Origin of the sequence: Larkinella humicola (assembly GCF_008727875.1) — a bacterium.
Classification (GTDB): Bacteria; Bacteroidota; Bacteroidia; order Cytophagales; family Spirosomataceae; genus Larkinella; species Larkinella humicola.
Window position 1 is genome coordinate 895,019 of sequence record NZ_VTWS01000002.1, and the last position, 21,427, is coordinate 916,445.

The 21,427-nt window shown below is 51.4% G+C and carries 23 protein-coding genes; 10 read left to right on the forward strand and 13 right to left on the reverse strand.

Annotated elements, in window-relative coordinates:
* The first annotated feature begins 139 nt into the window (after positions 1–139).
* Positions 140–1,006, forward strand: a complete 867-nt coding sequence (locus F0P93_RS11585) for an alpha/beta hydrolase (protein WP_150876508.1) — start codon at positions 140–142, stop codon at positions 1,004–1,006.
* A 264-nt stretch (positions 1,007–1,270) separates the two neighbouring features.
* On the opposite strand, the gene F0P93_RS11590 is transcribed toward F0P93_RS11585, so the two are convergent.
* A complete protein-coding gene (locus tag F0P93_RS11590) occupies positions 1,271–1,582 on the reverse strand; it encodes a hypothetical protein (protein ID WP_150876510.1) in 312 nt (103 codons plus the stop codon).
* Positions 1,583–1,871: 289 nt separating this feature from the next.
* On the opposite strand from F0P93_RS11590, the gene F0P93_RS11595 reads away from it, so the two are divergent.
* A complete protein-coding gene (locus tag F0P93_RS11595) occupies positions 1,872–3,980 on the forward strand; it encodes a peptidylprolyl isomerase (protein ID WP_150876511.1) in 2,109 nt (702 codons plus the stop codon).
* A 112-nt stretch (positions 3,981–4,092) separates the two neighbouring features.
* On the opposite strand, the gene rdgB is transcribed toward F0P93_RS11595, so the two are convergent.
* From rdgB to F0P93_RS11615, 4 genes are all read right to left on the reverse strand, one after another.
* Positions 4,093–4,680 carry an RdgB/HAM1 family non-canonical purine NTP pyrophosphatase gene (gene rdgB, locus F0P93_RS11600; RefSeq protein ID WP_150876513.1) on the reverse strand — a complete coding sequence of 196 codons (588 nt, stop codon included), beginning with the start codon at positions 4,678–4,680 and terminating at the stop codon, positions 4,093–4,095.
* A gap of 66 nt (positions 4,681–4,746) precedes the next feature.
* Positions 4,747–5,637, reverse strand: coding sequence for an FKBP-type peptidyl-prolyl cis-trans isomerase (locus F0P93_RS11605; RefSeq protein ID WP_191908785.1), 891 nt, complete (start codon positions 5,635–5,637; stop codon positions 4,747–4,749).
* A gap of 112 nt (positions 5,638–5,749) precedes the next feature.
* Positions 5,750–6,664, reverse strand: a complete 915-nt coding sequence (locus F0P93_RS11610) for an FKBP-type peptidyl-prolyl cis-trans isomerase (RefSeq protein ID WP_150876516.1) — start codon at positions 6,662–6,664, stop codon at positions 5,750–5,752.
* A 192-nt stretch (positions 6,665–6,856) separates the two neighbouring features.
* On the reverse strand, positions 6,857–7,873 hold the full coding sequence (locus tag F0P93_RS11615; RefSeq protein WP_150876518.1) for a DHH family phosphoesterase: 1,017 nt from the start codon (positions 7,871–7,873) through the stop codon (positions 6,857–6,859).
* A gap of 109 nt (positions 7,874–7,982) precedes the next feature.
* Between F0P93_RS11615 and F0P93_RS11620 the strand changes: the two genes are divergently transcribed.
* On the forward strand, positions 7,983–8,402 hold the full coding sequence (locus F0P93_RS11620; protein ID WP_114405442.1) for a nucleoside-diphosphate kinase: 420 nt from the start codon (positions 7,983–7,985) through the stop codon (positions 8,400–8,402).
* Between the two features lie 75 nt (positions 8,403–8,477).
* On the opposite strand, the gene nth is transcribed toward F0P93_RS11620, so the two are convergent.
* From nth to F0P93_RS11635, 3 genes are all read right to left on the reverse strand, one after another.
* Positions 8,478–9,131, reverse strand: a complete 654-nt coding sequence (nth, locus tag F0P93_RS11625; protein WP_138990077.1) for an endonuclease III — start codon at positions 9,129–9,131, stop codon at positions 8,478–8,480.
* Between the two features lie 138 nt (positions 9,132–9,269).
* Positions 9,270–9,506: a hypothetical protein gene (locus tag F0P93_RS11630; protein ID WP_150876519.1), complete on the reverse strand. Its 237-nt coding sequence runs from the start codon at positions 9,504–9,506 to the stop codon at positions 9,270–9,272.
* Positions 9,481–10,080, reverse strand: a complete 600-nt coding sequence (locus F0P93_RS11635; RefSeq protein ID WP_114405445.1) for an RNA polymerase sigma factor — start codon at positions 10,078–10,080, stop codon at positions 9,481–9,483. The genes F0P93_RS11630 and F0P93_RS11635 overlap by 26 nt, the downstream gene beginning before the upstream one ends.
* A 405-nt stretch (positions 10,081–10,485) precedes the next feature.
* Between F0P93_RS11635 and F0P93_RS11640 the strand changes: the two genes are divergently transcribed.
* A complete protein-coding gene (locus tag F0P93_RS11640) occupies positions 10,486–10,791 on the forward strand; it encodes a (2Fe-2S) ferredoxin domain-containing protein (protein ID WP_150876521.1) in 306 nt (101 codons plus the stop codon).
* A gap of 77 nt (positions 10,792–10,868) precedes the next feature.
* Positions 10,869–11,561: a YjjG family noncanonical pyrimidine nucleotidase gene (locus F0P93_RS11645; RefSeq protein WP_150876523.1), complete on the forward strand. Its 693-nt coding sequence runs from the start codon at positions 10,869–10,871 to the stop codon at positions 11,559–11,561.
* On the opposite strand, the gene F0P93_RS11650 is transcribed toward F0P93_RS11645, so the two are convergent.
* From F0P93_RS11650 to F0P93_RS11660, 3 genes are all read right to left on the reverse strand, one after another.
* Positions 11,556–12,251 (reverse strand): DUF3291 domain-containing protein, encoded by a 696-nt coding sequence (locus F0P93_RS11650; RefSeq protein WP_225309456.1) that lies wholly within the window; start codon positions 12,249–12,251, stop codon positions 11,556–11,558. The genes F0P93_RS11645 and F0P93_RS11650 overlap by 6 nt on opposite strands.
* 224 nt (positions 12,252–12,475) lie before the next feature.
* Entirely contained in the window at positions 12,476–13,000 is a 525-nt protein-coding gene (locus F0P93_RS11655; protein WP_150876526.1) for a sll1863 family stress response protein, read from the reverse strand.
* 152 nt (positions 13,001–13,152) lie between these two features.
* Positions 13,153–13,782 (reverse strand): thioredoxin family protein, encoded by a 630-nt coding sequence (locus F0P93_RS11660; RefSeq protein WP_150876528.1) that lies wholly within the window; start codon positions 13,780–13,782, stop codon positions 13,153–13,155.
* Positions 13,783–14,062: 280 nt separating this feature from the next.
* Here F0P93_RS11660 and rplU point away from each other — a divergent pair, with 280 nt between their 5' ends.
* From rplU to F0P93_RS31725, 5 genes are all read left to right on the forward strand, one after another.
* Entirely contained in the window at positions 14,063–14,374 is a 312-nt protein-coding gene (rplU, locus tag F0P93_RS11665) for a 50S ribosomal protein L21 (protein ID WP_138990084.1), read from the forward strand.
* A 115-nt stretch (positions 14,375–14,489) separates the two neighbouring features.
* Complete coding sequence (gene rpmA, locus F0P93_RS11670; protein WP_150876530.1) at positions 14,490–14,798, forward strand: 50S ribosomal protein L27; 309 nt, start codon at positions 14,490–14,492, stop codon at positions 14,796–14,798.
* A 153-nt stretch (positions 14,799–14,951) separates the two neighbouring features.
* A complete protein-coding gene (locus tag F0P93_RS11675; protein ID WP_150876532.1) occupies positions 14,952–15,554 on the forward strand; it encodes a NifU family protein in 603 nt (200 codons plus the stop codon).
* 156 nt (positions 15,555–15,710) lie between these two features.
* Positions 15,711–17,114, forward strand: a complete 1,404-nt coding sequence (locus F0P93_RS11680; RefSeq protein WP_150876533.1) for a DUF5723 family protein — start codon at positions 15,711–15,713, stop codon at positions 17,112–17,114.
* 12 nt (positions 17,115–17,126) lie between these two features.
* Entirely contained in the window at positions 17,127–18,311 is a 1,185-nt protein-coding gene (locus F0P93_RS31725) for an OmpA family protein (RefSeq protein WP_225309457.1), read from the forward strand.
* On the opposite strand, the gene F0P93_RS11690 is transcribed toward F0P93_RS31725, so the two are convergent.
* Complete coding sequence (locus tag F0P93_RS11690) at positions 18,297–18,767, reverse strand: response regulator (protein ID WP_150876535.1); 471 nt, start codon at positions 18,765–18,767, stop codon at positions 18,297–18,299. The two genes, F0P93_RS31725 and F0P93_RS11690, sit on opposite strands and share 15 nt — an antisense overlap.
* Before the next feature lie 179 nt (positions 18,768–18,946).
* Positions 18,947–21,346 carry a T9SS type B sorting domain-containing protein gene (locus F0P93_RS11695; RefSeq protein ID WP_191908786.1) on the reverse strand — a complete coding sequence of 800 codons (2,400 nt, stop codon included), beginning with the start codon at positions 21,344–21,346 and terminating at the stop codon, positions 18,947–18,949.
* Positions 21,347–21,427: the final 81 nt, after the last annotated feature.

The following is a 21,427-nucleotide window of genomic DNA, read 5'->3' on the forward strand; positions in this document are numbered from 1 at the left end:
GCAGGGCGACTTGCGTTCCTTTTTTATTTCTTTGTTGTATCTTGGAAATTCGTCGGCGCTGTCCTACCCGGGCAATTTTACGGGAGTAGAAGAGCTCTTTGACGAACGGTTTTAACTTACTCCTAACACCTTGCTGTCTATGAAAAAAACTACGTTTCAGGTGCTGCTGTTCCTGACGGTTTTGCCTGCTTTGGTGGTTGCCCAAACCGGAAAAGTACTGGACAACCAGTCATTAAAAAGTAAAATTCTGAAGAGTGAACGGAAGTTTGCCATTTATTTACCCCCCGACTACGAAACCTCGCAACGAACCTACCCGGTGTTGTATCTGCTGCACGGTGCCGGTGACGATCATACAGGTTGGGTTCAGTTCGGCGAGGTGCTTCACATTGCCGACCGAACCATCGCCGAGGGCAAAGCAACTCCCATGATTATCGTGATGCCCGACGCCAACACCGGCCGTCGTGGTTATGAAAACGATGTAAAAGGAGAATGGCGCTATGAAGATTTTTTCTTTGAAGAACTGATGCCTTTCGTTGAAAAAAACTACCGAATCAAAGCGGAAAAGCGGTTTCGGGCCATTTCCGGTCTGTCGATGGGGGGCGGAGGAACCTTCACCTACGCCCTCCATCACCCCGAATTATTTTCGTCGGCCTGCCCGCTGAGCGCTGCTACGGGGCCGGTCTCAACCGAAGATGCCAGAACCCGCCTGGCCCGAACCAACCAGACCGCAACAGACGAGGAATTGCAGGCTTATTTTAACCGCCAAAGCGTCTTGAACCTGGTGAACACGATACCCGACAACCAGAAAAAAGCAATTCGCTGGTACATCGATTGCGGTGACGACGATTTCCTGTATGAAGGAAACTCACTGGTTCATATTGCCATGCGCAAAAAAGAAATTCCGCACGAGTTTCGGATTCGGGACGGAGGCCACACCTGGACCTATTGGCGGACGTCTTTGCCAACGGTTTTAGAATTTGTTTCGGCTGCTTTTCACCAGTTTTGAGTTTCCGAAAAAAGCGCGCTTTATTACCAAAATCATATGGTAATAATTACTCAAAAGAAAACCGTTAGTATGCCAACCGGTTTCCCAAAAACCGTCCTTTATTGTCTGGGATAATTCTAAAATCCGGTTCAAATAAGATGAACTAGTATGTTATTATGTGGCCAAATAATTCAAATCAGTAACTTATTGAAATTCACCGTTCCCCTTTTTCCGTAAACTAAGGTTGGGTAGGTCTTATAAAGCCTGACAAAATTTGTTCAGGAGTTAACGAGCGTCGGATGTTCTTATTGTTTGTATGGGTATAAAATCATTTTTATTACGCGGTTTCAGCGTATAAATGTCGGTTGCAATCGGTTGCAACCGACATTTATACGCTGAATGGAGAGGTAAAAGGAGAGGATGGTGGTCAAAAACCGGCAGGTTTCCTGATTTTTGACGGTTCCGGGTCTTCACTCCTTCTATCGCTTTGGGGTCTTCGGTATGGCCCCGCACTCCTTTCGGAAAATGGAACCGGTCAGCGTCCCAACGGTTCTCATGTGGCGAACCTTGTGCCGCAAAAAAGCCACGCTTTTTCATCTGATTATCAAGCCATAAACAACGAAAGTCTGACTAATCCGACTGCCGTCGTCCCCTCTGAAACCGAACAAAGTTTCCCGGCCCGATCGGCGTCACTGACCACCGTATAACGCCCCCGCGGGCTGCTTTCCAAAAGATCTGCAGAAAAAGGACTCGAATCCGAAGCGTCCATCCCGTCTTCACAGGCCGTGTTAATTTTGAAACACAGCCCTTTCGCCCCCGTTTTCTCCTTGTATTTCTGTGAGAATAAGTGTTATTTTGCGGGTCAAATTTTTGCGTAAAACTAACAATGGCTTTAATTAACAAGATCAGAGAAAAATCAGGCGTTGCGGTCGGTGTTATTGCCGTCAGCTTGATTTTATTTATTGTAGGAGGTGATCTGCTCGGTCCGGGAAGCCTGTTTGGCGGACAGGACCAGACCGTGGGTGAGATTGCCGGCCAAAAGATTTCGTATCCGGAGTTTAATGCGAAAGTCGATGAAGCCCGGGCCGCTTATGAGCAACAAACCGGCCGCCCCGCTACCGAACAGGATCAGGTTCAACTCCGTGATCAGGCCTGGAACCAATTCATTTTAGACATTGCCTACCAGAAAGAATACGACGCCCTCGGCCTGTCGGTAACGCCCGACGAACTGGTGGATATGGTGCAGGGGAATTACATCAGCCCCGCCATCCGTCAGACGTTTACGGACCCCAAAACCGGCTCTTTCGACAAAAATACCGTTATCAACTACCTGAAAAACCTCAAAACGCTGCCTGCCGAACAACAACAGGCCTGGGCCAATTTTGAGAAAAATCTGAGCGCCGACCGGACCCGGACCAAATACGAAAACCTGCTGCGGTTATCGTCGTTTGTCACAACCGCCGAAGCCCAGAAAGAATACCAGGCCCAGAACACCCGCGCCAACGCCAAATTCCTGCTGGTTCCGTATTACTCCGTTCCGGATACGACTGTAAAAATAACCGATGGCCAGTTGCAGGAATACCTGGACAAGCACAAGGACGAATACAAGAGCATCAACAGCCGGACGATTCAGTATGTAACCTTCCCGGTGGCGCCGTCGAAAGAAGACAGCACGGCTTTATACGATCAGATTAAAACGCTGGCCCGTGGTCTGGCAACAGCCACGAACGATTCATCGTATGCCCGCATGAACTCCGACATTCAGGCTCCGTTGTACATGACGCTTGGCGAAATGCCCGAGCAACTGAAAGCCACGGTCGGCACGTTTGCTCCGGGTGGTGTCTACGGCCCTTACAAAGAAGGCAACACCTATTTTATTTACAAATACGGCGGTGTTAAAAAGGATACCAACTTTACGGTTCGCGCCAGCCACATCCTGATTCGTGCTGCCGGAAGCGATTCCGCAAAAGCCGCAGCCCGGATCACCGCCGAAGGCATTCTGCGACAAATTCAGGGAGGAGCCAGTTTTGAAGCCCTCGCCCAAACCAATAGCGCCGACGGATCGGCTCAGCAGGGTGGTGACCTGGGGTATTTCAAAAATAACAACCAGATGGTGAAACCGTTCCAGGATGCGATTTTCGGTTTCAACGGCACCGGTTTGATTCCGCGTCTGGTCGAAACCGAATTTGGCTACCACATCATCAAAGTAACCGAGCCGAAAACGAATACGCTGTACCGGATTTCGACCATCGGCAAAACCATTACCCCGAGCCAGGCAACCCGCGATGAAGTGTATCGCAAAGCAGAACAGTTCGCGACGGAAAGCCAAACCAAGGAAGCCTTTGACGAAAACGCGAAGAAAGATAAAACGCTGGTCGTAGCCACGGCCGAACGGATTCCGGAAAACTCAACCAGCGTCAATGCGCTGGGGAACGCCCGCGAACTGGTTCGCTGGGCGTTCAATGACGACACAGACCTCAACGACGTATCCTCGGCAGTTGAAGTAGATGACCAGTATGTGGTAGCAGTTTTGACCGGCGAAACTTCCGAAGACGAAGTGAAGATCGACAACTTCCGTCCGGAACTGACCGCGAAAGTTCGCAACCAGGTGAAGGCGGAACAGATCATTGCCAAACTGAACAGTGCATCGGGAACCCTTGAGTCGATTGCCCAGAAATACGGTGCCGGTGCGCTGGTCGAAGAAGTACCTGACCTGAACCTGGCCAACGGTTTTCTGAAAAGCGCGGGTGTCGATCCGGTGGCCGTTGGTAAAATCTTCGGTCTGAAAAACGGAAAACGGTCGAAACCGTTTGCGGGGGATGCTGGTGTCCTGATTGTGGAAACCAACTCCGTAACGCCAGCCCCAACCGTAGCCGATTACACGGTTTACAAAACCCAGCTTCAGCAAAACGCCAGCAGCCGTACCGGTTTTATGATCAACGAAGCCATTCGTGAAAGCGCCAAGGTGAAAGACCGCCGGGCGAAATTCTATTGATCGAATCTGATCTTATCTGAACAAAAAAGGCTTCCCGAACGGGAAGCCTTTTTTGTTGTTTGCCCCCCAAACCCTTAAAGGGGGGAATTTTCTCGCACTCCAAGCTCCCCCTTTAGGAGTTTGGGGGCAACTCGTTCAAAAACGCCACCAATTTGGCAAACGCCTTTCCCCGGTGGCTGATGTCTCCTTTCTCCTCCATGCTCATCTCGGCAAACGTACGATCGTGGCCGTCGGGTTGAAAAATGGGGTCGTAGCCAAACCCGCCGGTGCCGCGCGGTTCAGTCAGGATCTGTCCTTCGGCATTGCCCTCGAACGACCAATACTGCCCATCGATGACCAGTGTGATCACCGTCCGGAACCGCGCCCGGCGATTGGTCTGGTTTTTCAGGTTGGTCAGCAGCAAATTCAGGTTGCGTTCGTAGCTGCGCGGATGCCCGCCATAATAGGCGGAGTGAACGCCCGGTGCGCCGTCCAGCGCGTCGACTTCCAGGCCCGAATCATCGGCAAAGCAGTTGACGTGGTAATGGTCCCAGACGTGTTCGGCTTTCTGGCGGGAATTGCCGGGAATCGTGTCCTGTGTTTCAGGAATTTCTTCGAAACAGCCAATGTCCTGCAAGGTTTTCAACGTAAACTGGTCGCCCAGCAGAGCCGCGATTTCGGCCAGTTTGTTGGCGTTGTTGGTGGCGAAACAAAGCGTCATAGAAAATAATGGGTTAAAAAAATAGGCTGCCTCGCTAAAGGCAGCCTATTGATCTGGAAAGATTGTTTATTTAGCACTAACGACTTCTATATCAAATGCGAGCGAAGCATAGGGAGGAATGGGAGCCTTGCCTAACTGCCCATACCCAATGGTAGATGGCAGAACGATGGTCGCTTTTTCACCTTCCCGCATTTTTACCAGCGCTTCATCCCAGGCGGCAATAACTGCACCCGTTCCGATGTTGAAATCGGCCCCATCGGCATTGGCATCGAATTGATTGCCATTCAGCAGGGTACCTTTGTATTTGATTTTTACCGACTGCCCTACTTTCACGAGGGCTGAATCGGGATAGGCTTTTGTCAGCAGAAACCGGAGACCGGAAGCGGTTTTTTCGGCCGCCGTCAAGCCTTTGGCAACCAGATAATCCTGAATCTGTTCTTCTTCGGTCCGGACGCTGACCACTGTAATGTCGTACCGGACGGGCGTATAAGCCGGGAGGAGTAAATTGCCGCTCTTGTTGTCGGTCGGGTCGTAGGGCGCCAATACGATGGCTTCTTCGCCTTCTTTCAACAATTGCAGGCCGTTGTAAAGTCGGGCCGTAATCGTTCCCTGCGAGGGCGCGCCAATCGTGACGGTACTCGGCTTTTTGGCGAATGTTTCGGAACTGTCGACAATAACACCATCCAGCCGGGTTTGCACAAAATAAAAACGAACTTCGTCGCCTGCCACCGGAGCCTGACCAGTCGGTACAGCTTTGGTTTTAGCGATATACAAACCGGTCACATCGTCCTTGGCGGCCTGAAGGTTTTTTTGAGCAAGATAGGCGTTAATCTCCTCTTCGTTTTCGCGTCGTTTGCGATCGTTCAGCGCTTCGCCCGGATCCGGCGCACAGCTTACCTGTGCGATCAGTAGCCCAATCAGCGAAACGGCAAAACTCCATTTCGGCCAATTTTTCATTCCTGCCATCTCATTCGTAAATCTAAATACGCTCTTTATTCTACTTCTATTCGTAAACAACGAACCCGATACGAATCTGGTATCGGGTTCGTTCACAGATTTCGGGTATTGCTTACCGTCCGCCCTGCGGCATTTGCGGCATCTGTGGGGTCGGTGCGGCTCCTTTTTTAACATCGACCAGTTCCACATCGAACATGATCACGGAGTTTGGCGGAATGGCACCCGGTGCGCCTTCAATGCCGTAGGCCAGGCCCGACGGAATGATCAGGAGTCCTTTACCGCCTTTTTTCAGTTGGCGGACGCCTTCATCCCAGCCCGGAATAACGGCACCCTGACCCAGCGGAAAGTCGATTCCGGCCTGCGTCTGCGGATTTTTGTCGGAGCTGTCGAACACTTTTCCGTTCATCAGTTTACCGGTGTATTTTACTTTCACGACATCCCCCGAACCCGGGTTTGCGCCCGTTCCCGGTTGCGTAATGACGACATACAAACCGGATGCGGTTTTCTGCCCCGCCAGCTTGTTTTTGGCTACGTAATCGGCGATGGTTTTGTCGTCGGTACCTTTTTGCTTTTCCCGAAGCGATACCTGCGCTTTCTGAAATTCCTCCATCGACTGGATATCGATCACTTTGATGGTATAGGCAATGTCGGAGCCTTTCGGAATAAACGGCGGCAGAGGTTGCTGCGACCGGCCGGCAATCGAATCGGCGTTGACATAAATGGTGGCACTGTCGCCCTTGCTCAACAGAGCAAGGCCTTCTTCAAGGCTACCTTTGAAGGTCGATGCCTGCAACGGCTGTTTCACCGGCGCCCCATTCTGATAGCTGCTGCCCAATGTCGAGTCTTTGCTGTTTTTGACCGTTAAATTAAAGGTCATCACGTCGCCGACTTTCGCTTTACGCGTATCTTCAACATCTTCGTGAAACTTGTACTTCAAGCCGGTTTCGGTTACTTGCACCCGGTTGTTGTCGCAGGAAGCCAGTACCACGACCAGCAGAGAGAGTTTACTAACGGTTTTGATAGTCATGAAATTTAGTGTTTGTAGTTCGTAGTTTGGTTTTAGAATTTGTGGTTAACTACACACCACAAACGGAACTTGGTTTAGTTGACAAAAATAGTATATGGTTCACGGTTTTCCGTATTCGGTTTACGGTGGCTGACGTGAGAATACGAATGCGTCAGCCACCGTAAACCGAATACGGAAAACCGTGAACCTATCTCAAACCGACTCCAGCAATTGCTCCTGATACGCGGGCAATACACTCAGTAGTTTTTGTTCTGTTTCCTTGAGCGTCAGCGTTGTCCGGCCTCCGGCGGCATTTTTATGTCCTCCCCCGCTGAAATGCTGGCTGGCCAGGTCACGCACCGAAAAATCACCCACCGACCGGAACGACATTTTCACCTCGTCTCCCCGATCGATCAGAATGGCCGCCATAATGACGCCTTCGACCGCCAGCGCCTGATTCACCAGACCTTCCGTATCGCCCATTTTCGACCGGAACCGCTTCAGTTCCGCATCGGTAATGGTGATGTAGGCAAACCGGTATTCCGGCAAAACCACCAGCTTTTCCGATAACGCATAACCCGTAAACCGCAGTTTGTCGAGCGAAACGTTGTCGTAAATCCGGCGATGGATGGGACTCACGTCAATGCCAATGTCGATTAGTTCAGCCGCCACCCGATGCACATCCCCCGTGGTGCTGGCGTGCCGGAATGAGCCCGTATCGGTCATAATACCGGCATAAAGGCATTCGGCCATGGGCACATCGACGAGTTTTTTATCACCAAACCGGTCGATCAGTTGAAAAATAAGCTGAGCGGTTGCGGCAGCTTTCGTATCCCAGTAGGCAAAATCGGCAAACGACTCCGGTTCCAGGTGATGATCGATCATCACCTTTTTGGCGCGCGACTGCCGCACCATTGGTTCCAGATCCCGAATGCGGTTGAGCGCTGAGAAATCCAGGCAAAAAATAACGTCGGCCTGTTCAAATAACTGACTGATTTCGACCCGTTTCTTTTCGTCAAACACCAGCACGTCGTCGTTACCGCTCAACCAGTACAGGTTTTCGGGATAATCGGTCGGCGTGATCACCGTAACATGGTGATTCCGTTTTTTCAGATAACCCGCCAGGCCCAGCGACGAGCCCATGGCATCGGCATCGGGGTTTAGGTGGGTGGTAATCAGCACCGTTTGGGGCTGGTCAATCAGCGTACGGATAGCGTCGAAGTCTTGCATTTATGAATTACCCCGGGTGAACGGGCAGGTATCAATTCGCAAAATTACGAAGAATTGTTCTCTAATCTTTATACCTTTGGAGCCAAATAATATTTTGTTTCACTCCCTGATGACGACCAACCGTACGTTCACGATGATTAAACCCGACGCCGTGGCGGAGGGGAATTCCGGTGCAATCATTCAAATGATCGAAGAAGCCGGATTTCGGATTGTAGCCGTAAAGAAAGCCCTGCTGACGAAAGAGCGGGCCGGACAGTTTTACGCCGTTCACAGCGAACGCCCTTTTTACAACGACCTGTGCGCCTATATGTCGTCCGGAGCCATCATTCCGATGATTCTGGAAAAAGACAATGCCGTGGCTGATTTCCGCAAGCTGATTGGTGCCACCAACCCGGCCCAGGCCGAAGAGGGAACCATCCGGAAACGGTTTGCCAAGTCGATCGAAGCCAACGCCATTCACGGCTCGGACTCCGATGATAACGCGAAAATCGAGGGTGATTTCTTCTTTGCCGGTATCGAGCAGTTCTAATTGCTAATGGGAACGCGGATTTGCCGGATGGAAGGGATTTAAACTCATTTATCTGTTTTTTATCCGTTCCATCCGCTAAATCCGCGTTCCCATCAATTTTTCGAAGTATTGGCAAAAATGCGTCAGGGCGCATTCTGAACATTTCGGTGACCGGGCGACGCACACATACCGTCCGTGCAAAATCAGCCAGTGGTGCGCTTTGGGAACGTATTCTTTCGGGATGTATTTCACTAATGCCAGCTCGACCGCCAGGGGCGTCGTAGCGGTTTTAGGCACCAATCCCAGCCGGTGCGAAACGCGGAAGACGTGGGTATCGACCGCCATCGTCGGCTGATTAAAAATGAGGGACGCAATGACGTGGGCGGTTTTTCGACCCACCCCCGGCATTTTCTGCAGGTCGTCCACTTTCGCCGGGACTTCTGACCCAAACTCCTCCGTCAACACCTTCGCCATTCCCACCAGGTGTTTCGCCTTGTTGTTCGGATACGAAACACTCCGAATGTAGCCAAACACTTCATCGACCGACGCTGCCGCGAGCGATTCCGGTTCAGGAAACCGTTCGAACAGCTTCGGGGTCACCTGATTGATCCGTTTATCGGTGCATTGGGCGGACAAAATAACCGCCACCAGCAATTCATACGGATTGCGGTAATGCAATTCGGTCTCCGGTTCCGGGAAGTGGGTAATGAAGTAATCGAGAAAATGGCGAAACCGTTCTTTCTTTAGCATACAGCAAAAATAGTCCACTCCGCTTAACTCTTTTTATCTCTGCTTAACTCCGCGAAACAATTTTTAAACTATTTCGCGGAGTTAAGCAGAATAAAAAGAGTTAAGCGGAGAAAACAGAAACCCGTCAGCCAGATGGATTCAGGCTGACGGGTTTGCCGCGTAATTTCTCGAATAATTCAGGATATTTTGAACGGTGCGCTCGGCCGGTTTGCGTTCGATTTTATTCATCAAACACTTGATTTCGAGCGTATCTAAATAGAAGCTCATCAATTCCGGTTCTGCCATGAGGGCGTCTTCGATCAGGAGATTTTCTTCGGTGGAAGTCTCTTCGTAGACATACCGGATTACGTCATCGTTGGTAAAAATTTGTATCATAGTATGGGGAACGTTTGCTTAACTGCTTACGCAAATTAATTAAAGCATAACGCATTCTCCCCAATGCCGTATTGATACTGACTCCGGTTGCATCGGCGATTTCCTGGAAACTCATTTCCTCGTAATGCCGCATAATCAGAACCTGACGTTGCTGCTCGGGCAGCCGTTGAATCAGCTCACGCAGATGTTCATGTGTCTCCTGTCGAATCTGCACCGACTCGATCGAGTCTTCGGCAAATTCCAGCGTATTGAACACATTACTACCATCTTCAAACACTACATTGGGGTAGCGTTTTTCTTTCCTAAAAAAGTCGATAGCCAGGTTGTGAGCGATCCGAATAATCCAGGGCAAAAATTTACCCTCTTCGTTGTACTTACCGGATTTTAATGTTTCAACGGCCTTGATGAAGGTGTCCTGCATTAAGTCTTCGGCAACGTACTGGTCCTTTACAATCAGATAAATCGTGGTATAAACTTTCGATTTGTGGCGCTGAACCAGTTTTTCGAAGGCTTTTTCACTACCGCGGATGTACAGGGATATAAGCTCACTGTCGCTAACCTGCAATTTGTCCATTTTCAGTAATCAGTTAGGTAACGTAGAGCTTTGTATCGATAGTGTGTGAGCGTTGGGATTTTTAGTGAAAGATCTGATTGGTTGTCTCAAAGTAAAATATTTTCATTGTACTTTGCAATAGGCGGAAAAATTATTTTCATACTAATCAGTCAAAATACAACACTTTATTGTGTGAATTGTAAAAAAAACTTTAATTCCTGATCATTTCTACATTTCTGCCTTATTCAAGGATTCATTTGTACTTTTTCCACCGCCTTATTGGATAGACCCAAAATGATGCCAAAGGGTTTAAACCTCTGAAATTCTTTCTCTAAAATTCGGGTAGCACTCCTGAGATTTTTAACGGAACTTTGCAATTCTTACTTACATACGAAATTCGCCATCGGTGCGATTGAATACATTCTCATGAAATTTAAGAAACACGTTTTTATTTGTACCAATCAAAAACCGGCCCCCAAAAAAAGCTGCGGAGAAGCCCATGGCCTGGCGCTGGTTGACGCGTTCAAGGAAGCCTTGAAACAACGCGGTTTGCAAATCGACATTCGCGCCCAACGCGCCGGTTGCCTCGACACCTGCGCCCTGGGGCCGTCGATGGTGGTGTATCCGGAAGGAACGTATTACGGCAATGTACAACTTTCGGACGTCGAAGAAATTGTGGAAAGCCACCTCGTCAATGATCAACCCGTGGAGCGACTGGTGCTCCCGTTTTAAGAGTTTAGGCGTCAGGACATACCGGCCGGGCATGGATACGCAACGTCTGCCGGTTCTGACGCCTGACTTTCTCAGCCATGTATAAACATCTTTTTTTTGATCTCGATCATACCCTCTGGGATTTTGACCGAAACTCAACGGAATCGATTTTTGAATTGTATGAGGTGTTCCGGCTCTCAGAGGCCGGTATTGCCTCCGCCGACGAATTTAACCGTCACTTCATTGCCATCAACAACCAGCTCTGGTCTGATTTTTACAACAACCGGCTGACGCATACCGACATTCGGAAATACCGGTTTCGGATGGTCATGGATGCCGTCGGTGTTTCGGACCATTCCGTTTGTGACCAGATGAACGAGGCTTATCTGCAACTGCTGCCTCGCAAACCACACCTGATGGAATCGGCCTCCGATGTGCTGGACTACCTCAAAGAGCGCTATCAGTTGCACATCATCACCAACGGTTTCGACGAAATTCAGGCGTTGAAAATGGCCAGTTCGGGCCTGACCGACTACTTTCAGCACATTGTCACCATTCAGAAAGCCGAAGCCAAAAAGCCGGAACCACGCATTTTCGAGTTTGCACTGAACGTGTCGGGCGCATCCCTCGGTGAAAGCCTGATGATTGGCGACAATTACGAAGCCGACGTCTGCGGAGCCCTGAACGCGGGCATGGATGTGGTGTATTACAACACCGCCAGCCTGCCGATCGAAGGAGCTGCGCCAACGTACGAAATCCAGCATCTGAAAGAATTAATGGCAATTCTATAGAACGGTTTCCGGTAGAAGCGGTTTTCCGGAAAAAGTCCCTTCGCTGCCGACGACGGCAAACCGGGCAAACAATTCCTCCGAATACCACCGCCGTTCGCGCGTCAGCCGAACCACCTCCTTGTGGCCGCTCTGCCGGTAGGCAAACTGATCGATGGTTTTCTCATCCTTCCAGACGCTGACCGTGCATTGTTGCGTAAACGGTTTTTCGCCGACGCCAATGGCAAGCAGCAGGTCATCCGCATGAGCTTTCAGGCGTTGGCGGGCCTGCGGAATGTGTCGCCAGAAATCGGGCAAAGCCGCCAGCCGAAGCGTAGCACGGGTCAGCACGGCCACCGGAAAACCGGTCGAACGCGAGGGCGACGCCACGTCAAACGGATTTTGTCCGTCCCAAGCGCCATGCGACCGCAACGGGTTCATATACAGCGTGCCCACCTCCTTCGTGCTTTTGCAGAGGGTTCTCCAGCGGTCTGACTCAAAGAATAACCGCGCGGCTTGTTCATCTGCCCAGACGCCGAGAAAAACATAGGCCGATAAGTCCGGAATCAGGCCGAAGTTTCGCCCACAACCCATCATCTTCTGAAATTGGAGCCCTTCGGCCTGAAAAGGTCGCATGACCCACCGGCCCATGTTGGCAAAAGCCGGATACCAGCCCCGCGCCGGATACCGCAGCAAAGTGAACGTTACAATCAAGGGGTGTATGCGGATTAAGTACTTTTGCTGGATAGGTGGCTGTCACCAGGTATTTTTTTGGGAGGCTTGAAAAAAAAGTTACCAAGGTCTCCAAAACCACCGAACTCCCAACGCTTTTTTTCCCGACACTGTTCATTTACGCCAACACTCTGTGTACATTTTTCCACAAAAAAGCCGCCCCAACCAGCGCGGTCGGAGCGGCTTTTCTACTTACCTAACTGAAATTATTCGTTATCGTTTTTGTCGTTGTCGAGTTTATCACCGGCTTTGTCGAACGCATCGCCGATGCTTTTGCCCGCTTCCTTAAAGCCTTTCTTCACGTCTTTCCAGGCAGCTGCGGTTGCGTTCTGAGCATTTTCCAGATCCTGACCCAGTTCTTTCCGGTCTTCTTCCAACTCAGCTAGTTTTTCTTTGGATTTTGCCTTGGCTTCCGCCCCTTCGCGGTTGATATCCGCCTTTAATTTATCGATACGGGCATCTAGATCCCGTTGTTCTTCTTTAATATCAGCCACTACTTTGTCGCGTTCCTCCCGAAAATCGGCAGCCGCTTCATCGCCTTTGGCTTCCATTTTATCACCGGCTTCTTCGGCATCAGCCTCTACGGCCTCACCGGTTTTTTCCATGGCATCTTCGGTGCGGGATTCATTTTTCCCATCATTCTGACAAGACGTCAGCGATAATGAAGCCACAAGGAAAGCAGCCCCGGCCAACATACGAATCTGTTTGAACGTCATGATCACCTTTTTCATACGATTTACTGATTGATTGGTTTGTAATCAGCCCTTGTCAAAAGCAGTGCCAAAAGGAATGAAGAGTTAAGAGTTAAGAATTAAAAATTAAAAGTAGGCTGACGCGTAAAATACTTTTAATTTTTAACTCTTGACTCTTCATTCTCCACTCCTCAAATGCTTTTCCACTTGATGGCGCAACCAATGGCTTTGGTGGTGGTCAGAACAACGGGGCGGCCCAGCAGCAGATTATTGACCGCGTCCTCCACATACCGTCGTCGCACGCCCGAGGGAATCTGCGGGCTGTCGTCGATGGAGCCGGTATACTCGACCGTGAACCGGTCGCCAACCCGTTTCAGAATAAACACTTCGGGTGTGCGGTTGGCGCCAAAAGCATGGGCCACAGTCTGGCTTTCGTCCGACAAATACGGGAATGAGTAGTTTTTTTCCTGCGCCCGGATTTTCATATTCTCAAACGAATCCTCGCTGTAGGCGCCCGGGTCGTTGGGCTGAATGGCAATCACCGGAAAACCGGCCACGGCGTATTTCCGATCCAGCGCCATCACGCGCTCTTCGTAGGCTTTCGAAAACGGGCAGTGGTTGGACGTAAAGACCAGAATGACCCCTCTCCCGTTTTTATAATCGCTCAATGAAACCAGGCGACCATCGACATTTTTCAGCTTAAAATCCACAACGGCGTCACCAATGGCATACACTTTTTCCTCTGCAAAAGGGGGTGCCGGAGCAAACGTGGCCGCTGCCGCAATCATCAGCACAGCAAGCAGGCTTATCCATGCTTTCATACGAATCGAGTTAAAGTCGGAAAAATCTTCTCCGTAGGACGATGCAGTGCCGAACCCCATATACCTTTCCGGCCAGGTAACCAGACGGCCAGCCCTCCTACGTTCCGCGAGCCGTTTTACCCGGAAACTCTTCACAAAATCCGTGCTAACCAACAAATACCCAGCGTGTTTCCTGTTAATTTAACATTTCTGGTGAATAGAAGGTTCTGGTTTCTTTTTTCAAACTAAAACTCCTATATTTGCACCTCATTTCTGAGAAACAACATTTTCTGTATCAATCATGTATGCAATCGTAGAGATCGCAGGGCAGCAATTTAAAGTTGAAAAGGGCCGATACGTCTATACCCACCGGTTGGAAGGCGACACGGACGCTGCACTTGTGTTCGACAAGGTACTACTTGTCGATAATGACGGGACTATTTCGGTAGGCGCCCCGACCGTCGAAGGCGCCCAGGTTTCCGGCAAAATTCTGGAACACCTGAAAGGCGAGAAAGTAATCGTCTTTAAAAAGAAACGTCGGAAAGGCTACAAGAAAAAAAATGGCCACCGTCAGTATCTGACCAAAGTATTAATCGAAGACATAACTGTATAATCGTTTTCGGTTCCCGGTTTTCGGTTTTCGGTTGGTTGACCCGTGCTTGTCTCGGATGTATTAGCTAACCAGAAACTGTAAACCATAAACCGTAAACCGTAAACTTTCTAAAAAAATGGCACACAAGAAAGGTGTAGGTAGTTCGAAGAACGGCCGCGACTCGATGAGCAAACGCTTGGGTGTGAAACTGTTCGGTGGTCAGTCGGCCATTGCCGGTAACATCATCGTTCGTCAACGCGGCACCAAGCATCACCCCGACAAAAACGTCGGCATCGGTCGCGATCACACGCTGTTTGCGTTGGTCGATGGCTCCGTACAGTTTCGCAAAGGCAAAGGTGGTCGTTCCTTCGTGAGCATCATCACATCAGCCCCCGCGGTTGAAGCGGCTCCGGCAACGGAAGTAGCCGAAGCTCCGGCCGCTTAATCAACTATTTTTGTGATTCCGGACGGTTTCACAACGATCTTAAAAACCTGTCTGGGAATACCGGACAGGTTTTTTATTGTTGGTAAACTAATCAATCCGGACGGGTGTTTGCCCAGTAGCGGTTTTTAATACACAACTGAAACGATTACGAAAATGACGAGTACGTTATATCCTGCTCTATCGCTGTATACTGAAAGCAGCCCGAACCCCAACTCCATGAAGTTCGTGGTGAACTTCCCGTTGGCACCGGAAGGGCTTTCGTTCGATTATGCCGATGCGTCGGAAGCCCTGCTCAATGGGAAAAATTCGCCCCTGGTCGTGGCTTTATTTGGCTTCGATTACGTGAAGCGGGTGTTTATTGCCAGCAACTTTATCACGGTTACGAAAGACGAACAAACCGAGTGGGAAGATGTTCTGATTGAGGTAAAACAATATATCCGGGCGTATTTCAACGACCAGAAACCGGTTTTTGCCCAGCAAACCATCGACTCCAACACCACCAAAGTGGAAGCGGATTCGCCGACCATTCAAAAAATCAAGTCCGTTCTGGATCAGTATATTCGCCCGGCCGTTGAATCCGACGGGGGGGCCATCAGCTTCCACTCGTTCAACGACGAAGACGGCACCGTCAAGGTATTGCTGCAAGGTTCCTGCAGTGGGTGCCCCTCTTCCACCCTGACCCTGAAAGCCGGTATCGAAAATCTCCTGACGCGTTTAGTGCCCGAAGTAAAACAAGTCGAAGCAGAAGGCGTTTAAAGAGTGAAGAATTATGAGTTAAGAATGAAGAGTTGGCTAACGCACGTGTATTCAGCTCGCGTCAGCCAACTCTTCATTCCTAACTCATAACTTTTAACTTTTAACTCTTCACTTTTTATGGGGTTGCGCCTGCTGCGTTGTTTATTCCTGATTTGTTTGTTTGCTTCTTCGGTTGCGGCCCAAAATTTTCTGGGTGTCGCGCCCAGTCCCTACGGTGGCACGCAGAGTCTCTATCTGAATCCTGCTTTTGCCACCGACTCCAAATACGGTTTTTACCTGAATCTGGGGTCCGGCAATGCCCACATCGACAACAATTACGTTCGCTACCAGGCACCTTATTCGCTGACCTCCCTCGCGCTGAAACGGGTCCCCGGCTCCTATAAACTGGCCGACGGTACGGTTTTGTTCCGCCCCGAATACCTGGAGGAAATTGCGAATGGAAAACCTAAAAATGCTACCGCCTGGACCGATCTGCGCGGGCCGTCTCTGCTGCTTCAACTGGGCGGTCGGGCGGCCATCGGGCTGACAACCCGGCTGCGGGCCACGGCCCAGGTCCGCAACGCGTCGGAATCGCTGCTGTCGGTGGTGCGGGCGGGTTTGCAGGACGAACAGCTCTACAACATTCCGAACAAGGACAATCAATTCAGCATCAACACCAATACCTACGCCGAAATCGGGCTGACGCTGGCGGCAGCACTCATACAGGACGAGTATCAACAGCTATCGATTGGCGTCACGGTGAAGCGCCTGCAAGGCATCACGGCCGGTTTTCTGAACAATAAAGGGCTGTCTTACCGCGTCCTGTCGGATACCACTAACGCAGGTTCCTACTACATGCAGGTCGATCAGCTCAACGCCGATCTGGGCTACACGACCTATTTGCAGGATCAGGGGCGGTCGGTCAGCCTGCGTCAATTTTTCGACGGCAACAACCCCGGCAGAGGCTGGGGAGCCGATATTGGTTTTTCGTACCAGCTTAAATCGTCTGATGACCCGGACCAGTATGCGCTGCGTTTAGGGGTAGCGTTGATGGATATTGGTGCCATCCGGTACGCGGATAACCGGTATGTCCAACGGTATTCGATCAATACGACCAACCAGCAATTTACTTCCGACGATTTTAACAAAGCCAAGGGGAGCGAAGGCATTGCCGAAGTGGTTCGGGATGAACTGAATCTGACCGAAGCCAACAACACCGGGCGCTTTACGTCCGGACTGCCAACGGCACTTTCCCTCAATGCCGATGTCAACGTTGGGCGGGGCTTCTACCTGACGGGGACTTTACTCCAGGATCTGCGGGCCAAAGACGCGATTGCCATCCACCAGCCCTCGCTGCTGGCGATCACGCCCCGGCTCGAAACCTCGACGGTTGGCGTAGCCATTCCGCTCGTGTTCCTCAACAACGCTTTTATGGCCGGTGCCTCCATTCGGGTGGGCCCGGTTTTTCTAGGAACTGATAATTTGTTTGGAATGATTGGCAGTAGTTCCAACAAATTGCGTCCGCGCGGGGCCGATGTCTATGCCGGGCTGGCGCTGGGTAGCCGTCGCCGAAAACCGTAGTCTTCAAGCGAAATGAAAGGTTTTAACGCTTTTATTCTTTCCCTGCTCCTGACGCTGCAGGCCGTAGTGGGTGCCGGACAAACCAACTCGGTGGAGGAATATACCGTTCGGATTGAAACGAAAGACCGCAGCGGTCGCCTTCTTCCGGCAACCCTGACCATTACCAACGAAAAAACCAGGAAGGTTCAGCGCGGTACGTTGAAGTTGGGCTCCTACACGGTGGCATTGCCAGCCGGCAATAGCTACCGGCTCGATGCCAACTATGCCGGCTACCGGCCGGCGCAGAAAATTCTTCGTCTCGACCGTGTAACGGACCCGGAGCAATCCCAGCAAACCATCGTGCTGGAAATGGAACGCGAGATTTCGACCGAATCCCCCGTTAATGTCACCGTGGTCGACTACGACACCAAGCAACTCATCCGGCAGAAGCTGAATGTCCAGATCCAGGAATTTAATGGAAAACGGGTGATTATGACCGGGCCACCGCGTGAAGGACGCTTTACGTTTCTGGCGGAATTCGGGCAAAAAATCCGGTTTACCGTGGAAGTTGAAGGGTATCAGCCTTACGAGTATACGGTTGATGTGAAAGACCAGCACGACATCACAATCCGGTTGCAGCGGGCCAAAAATCCGGTCGTTGCTGAAACGAAGCCCACCACAGAACCGGTTTCACCAGCCACCACCCCGCCGGTGGTGACGCCCCCCGCGACGACTTCGCCCCCCGTGGTGTCGACACCCAGCCCAAAGCAAACAACTCCCCCGGTGGTTGCCGAGACCAAACCGGTGGTGCCGGAAGCCAAACCAGCGATCGCAGCCGCTCCGGTCAACACGGATTTGGCCACGCTGACGACGGGCAAAACCGTTACGCTCAACAACGTTTATTTCGACCAGAGCAGTTATTTACTGCGCCCCGAATCCTACACCCAATTGAATCAGTTGATGGCCCTGCTGAAAAGCCGGCCGGGTTTGCGAATTGAGATTTCGGGCCATACCGACAACGTGGGCGACCCCCGGCTGAATCTGGCGCTTTCCGAAAACCGGGCCCGGGTCATTACGACCTACCTGATTACCAACGGCATTCCCGAAAACCGCCTTCGTTTTAAAGGATACGGTCAGACGAAACCCATTGCGGCCAACGACACAGAAGAAAATAAACGGAAAAACCGGCGGGTCGAAGTGCGGCTACTGGACGGATAAATTGTTGGCTGATGACGCCGACGTCAGTGCCAGCCAATGCTGGTAAACCTGCCGCATCAGCTCTTTAATCTCCTCAAAATAAAGGGGTTTACTGATGCAAACTGTGGCTCCAAGGTCGACGCACAGCTCCATTTCACCCTGATTCTGGGTATTGACAAACAAGACCACCGGAATGCGTTGCCAGACCGGATTGTCCTTGATTTCCCGCAGTGTGTCGAATCCGCTCAGGCCCGGCATATACTTATCCAGAATGATAATCCATGAATTCAGCGCAGTTGGCGACTCACCTTCCTGCTGCATGAAACTCAGCAAGCGCTCTCCGCTGTCAAACTCCCGAATCGGAGTCGCCATTTCCATCGATTCAAGCGCCATTCGCATCAACATCCGGTCCTCTTCGTCGTCATCTACCAACAAAACCGTTGGTCTACTCTCAGAATTAGTATACTGTGTTTCCATGCGATCCAATTTTTGTTCACAAGAAGCGCCAAAAATCGACAATCACGGGCAATGGTTAAGCCCATTCAATCAAAAAATAAAGAATGTTGAAGAAAAATTAAACAAAATACCGCAGTTACTAGGTGGAAGGCCGCTTAGGGACTACAGTGGGTCGATTCTACGACGGCGGTTTTTCATTTCTACCGGGTAATCAGCAAACTGCCGCTCCGGTGGGGTTGCGAACCGCCGGGTTTAATCACGTAATGATAAACCGCCGGGGGCAAATCCTGCCCTTCACTTTTTCCGTCCCAGGGCTGCGAATAGCCCTGGGAAACAAAAACCGGGTTGCCCCAGCGATTATATACTTCAACCTGACAATCCGGATAATCGACGATGCCCCGGATCACCCAATTGTCGTTCATGCCGTCGTTGTTGGGCGTAAAGGCATCGGGGATAAAAAGGGGCGTCATCACCGTTACCGTCAGCCGGGTAGTGTACTCACAGCCCTGGGGGGAAGTAGCTCTCACCCGATAGGTGGTGGTAGTGTCGGGGCTGGCAAAAGGCCGGGCGGCTACCGGGCTGCTTAATCCGACGGAAGGTGTCCAGTAATACCGGAGCGAATCGATGCTGTTTTTGTTCAGTTGAACCTCGCTGCCCCGCCGAACCGTCGCGTCGGCAACGGTGATGGTCGGAGCCTGATGGACGACCACGGTCTGTTGCGCCCGGCCCGGACAGGTATTGCCCGGCATCGACAGCGTGTACGTAATCACAAATTGGCCGGGACCGGTTTTAGCCGGGTCGAATTCCAGCCCCGACACGGCTCCAGCCGCCCTTCCCAGCCCCGCAAACGTTCCGCCACCGGGTTCGGCACTCAGTACCAGGCGAGCGGTGGCATTTTCGCAAAGGGCCGGTAAAGGCGCCATTGCAACGGTGGGCGCGGTCTTAAATTGCAACAGAACTTCTTCGGAGGTCGCCTGACACTGGTTGGTGTCGGTGACGGTCAGTACGTAATGACCGGTTTGCGTAACCGCCAGCGATGCCCCTGCTTCCTGGTCGATAAGGGTCCCGGTATTGGCCCACTGGTAGGTATAGGTTGGGCGGGTGATGGCGTTCAGCCGGATGGTATCACCGGAACAGGCCGTTGTCAGTGCCGGGGGCACAATCGACGCCTGTGGTTTGGGCTTCACCCGAACCATAACGCTGTCGGTGACGACGCAGCCGGTGGTGGCACTGGTAATCCGAACCTTGTATTCGCCGGTTTCGTGCGGCTGGTAATCTGGCCCAACGGCCCCCGGAAACACGCGGTCATCTTTGAACCATGCGTAGGAATACCGGCCTGCGGGGGCTTTCAGGATAACGGATTTTCCGTCGCAGAAGGTTGTCGGCCCCGTCGCTGTCAGCTTCAGGGTTTCGGCTTCCGACAGGTCGACTTTCACGCTGGTTTGCGCCGGACTGGGTTTGCCGCAGGTGTTCCGGAACTGTTTGACTACCGTGTAATTTCCGGTTTCTTTGGCCACCAGCGTAGGCAGGGTATCGCCCGGCAGATTGAGACCGTCGCGCTGCCACTGAAACGACCAGGAGGGGGATGCATCGGTTTTGAGGGTTACACTCTGACCCTGGCAGGCCGACACGCTCAAAATGGCTCCGTTTGCCGCCTTTCCAATCTGGGCATTTTCGGGGGCTTTCTCCAGCGTAATCGTTGGAGCGGGTGGCGTGGTATTGGGGCAATCGACGACCGCCAGTTGAAAATCCCGCCGAACGGAACCGATCCGTTTTCCACCCCGGTATTCTTCGCACAAAACCGCAAAAGCAAACAGGCCAACCTGGCTGGCGGTTACGGTGAGCACGCCGGTTTCGGCATTAACCTGTAGTCCGGGAGTGCCCGGGACGGAACTGGCCGCACTGAAACCGGCCTTCCACCCAACCGTCGGATAAGCCGAACTGGGCTGGTTGTCAAAGGCAACACCCTGGTTCGTAAAGCCTTTGTAGGGTGTAACGAGGGAATATTTCAGTTGATCACCATCGGCATCAGTGGCTTTGAAACTGAAGGTGAACGGCTGTCCCTTACAAGCATATTCACCTGTGGGGACCGAAAAAACCGGTGACGAATTCGGAACGGTTTTGATGGCCGGAAAATCCAGGTAAAAAACCATGCCCGACTCATCAGCCTGAACGATGTTATCAATGGCTCCGCTGCGGCAACACACGCCGTGGACGACGTAATAGCCATCGGGATCGTCGAAACGATCGCCGGACAGCTCAATATCTTTGCTGTAAATAATTTCGCGAAGTTTCAGAGGACGCAGTTGCGCACACGCCTGATTGGACACAGCGAGGGCCTGTTCACTGAGCAAGGGCAGTTCGAACTCGCCCATTTTTAGATTGTCCCGCCGGCGATAGATCGCCAGTTTCAGGCTTGGCTTGATGTCGCCCGCCCGGCTGTTCTGTTCGTCAATGAACAAATTCAGCGACAATGTAAACTGATCAGGAGTTCCCTTTGCGGTAAGCCGAACGTTGCCGCCGACGATGTGTGAAGCTGATGCCCAGCGACTTAAGCCGATTAACACCAGGAGTAAAAAAAACGTATTCCGTTGAGCCATAGACCACATGCTATCCCGGTATATTCTTACAAAAAGTAAGCCATTATGGGATAAATCAAAAGAATAGTTCTACAAATTTTT

Coding starts and splice junctions, on each gene's coding strand:
- F0P93_RS11585 (WP_150876508.1), top strand. CDS start 140: ATGAAAAAAACTACGTTTCAGGTGCTGCTGTTCCTGACGGTTTTGCCT.
- F0P93_RS11590 (WP_150876510.1), bottom strand. CDS start 1,582: ATGAAAAAGCGTGGCTTTTTTGCGGCACAAGGTTCGCCACATGAGAAC.
- F0P93_RS11595 (WP_150876511.1), top strand. CDS start 1,872: ATGGCTTTAATTAACAAGATCAGAGAAAAATCAGGCGTTGCGGTCGGT.
- rdgB (WP_150876513.1), bottom strand. CDS start 4,680: ATGACGCTTTGTTTCGCCACCAACAACGCCAACAAACTGGCCGAAATC.
- F0P93_RS11605 (WP_191908785.1), bottom strand. CDS start 5,637: ATGAAAAATTGGCCGAAATGGAGTTTTGCCGTTTCGCTGATTGGGCTA.
- F0P93_RS11610 (WP_150876516.1), bottom strand. CDS start 6,664: ATGACTATCAAAACCGTTAGTAAACTCTCTCTGCTGGTCGTGGTACTG.
- F0P93_RS11615 (WP_150876518.1), bottom strand. CDS start 7,873: ATGCAAGACTTCGACGCTATCCGTACGCTGATTGACCAGCCCCAAACG.
- F0P93_RS11620 (WP_114405442.1), top strand. CDS start 7,983: ATGACGACCAACCGTACGTTCACGATGATTAAACCCGACGCCGTGGCG.
- nth (WP_138990077.1), bottom strand. CDS start 9,131: ATGCTAAAGAAAGAACGGTTTCGCCATTTTCTCGATTACTTCATTACC.
- F0P93_RS11630 (WP_150876519.1), bottom strand. CDS start 9,506: ATGATACAAATTTTTACCAACGATGACGTAATCCGGTATGTCTACGAA.
- F0P93_RS11635 (WP_114405445.1), bottom strand. CDS start 10,080: ATGGACAAATTGCAGGTTAGCGACAGTGAGCTTATATCCCTGTACATC.
- F0P93_RS11640 (WP_150876521.1), top strand. CDS start 10,486: ATGAAATTTAAGAAACACGTTTTTATTTGTACCAATCAAAAACCGGCC.
- F0P93_RS11645 (WP_150876523.1), top strand. CDS start 10,869: ATGTATAAACATCTTTTTTTTGATCTCGATCATACCCTCTGGGATTTT.
- F0P93_RS11655 (WP_150876526.1), bottom strand. CDS start 13,000: ATGAAAAAGGTGATCATGACGTTCAAACAGATTCGTATGTTGGCCGGG.
- F0P93_RS11660 (WP_150876528.1), bottom strand. CDS start 13,782: ATGAAAGCATGGATAAGCCTGCTTGCTGTGCTGATGATTGCGGCAGCG.
- rplU (WP_138990084.1), top strand. CDS start 14,063: ATGTATGCAATCGTAGAGATCGCAGGGCAGCAATTTAAAGTTGAAAAG.
- rpmA (WP_150876530.1), top strand. CDS start 14,490: ATGGCACACAAGAAAGGTGTAGGTAGTTCGAAGAACGGCCGCGACTCG.
- F0P93_RS11675 (WP_150876532.1), top strand. CDS start 14,952: ATGACGAGTACGTTATATCCTGCTCTATCGCTGTATACTGAAAGCAGC.
- F0P93_RS31725 (WP_225309457.1), top strand. CDS start 17,127: ATGAAAGGTTTTAACGCTTTTATTCTTTCCCTGCTCCTGACGCTGCAG.
- F0P93_RS11690 (WP_150876535.1), bottom strand. CDS start 18,767: ATGGAAACACAGTATACTAATTCTGAGAGTAGACCAACGGTTTTGTTG.
- F0P93_RS11695 (WP_191908786.1), bottom strand. CDS start 21,346: ATGGCTCAACGGAATACGTTTTTTTTACTCCTGGTGTTAATCGGCTTA.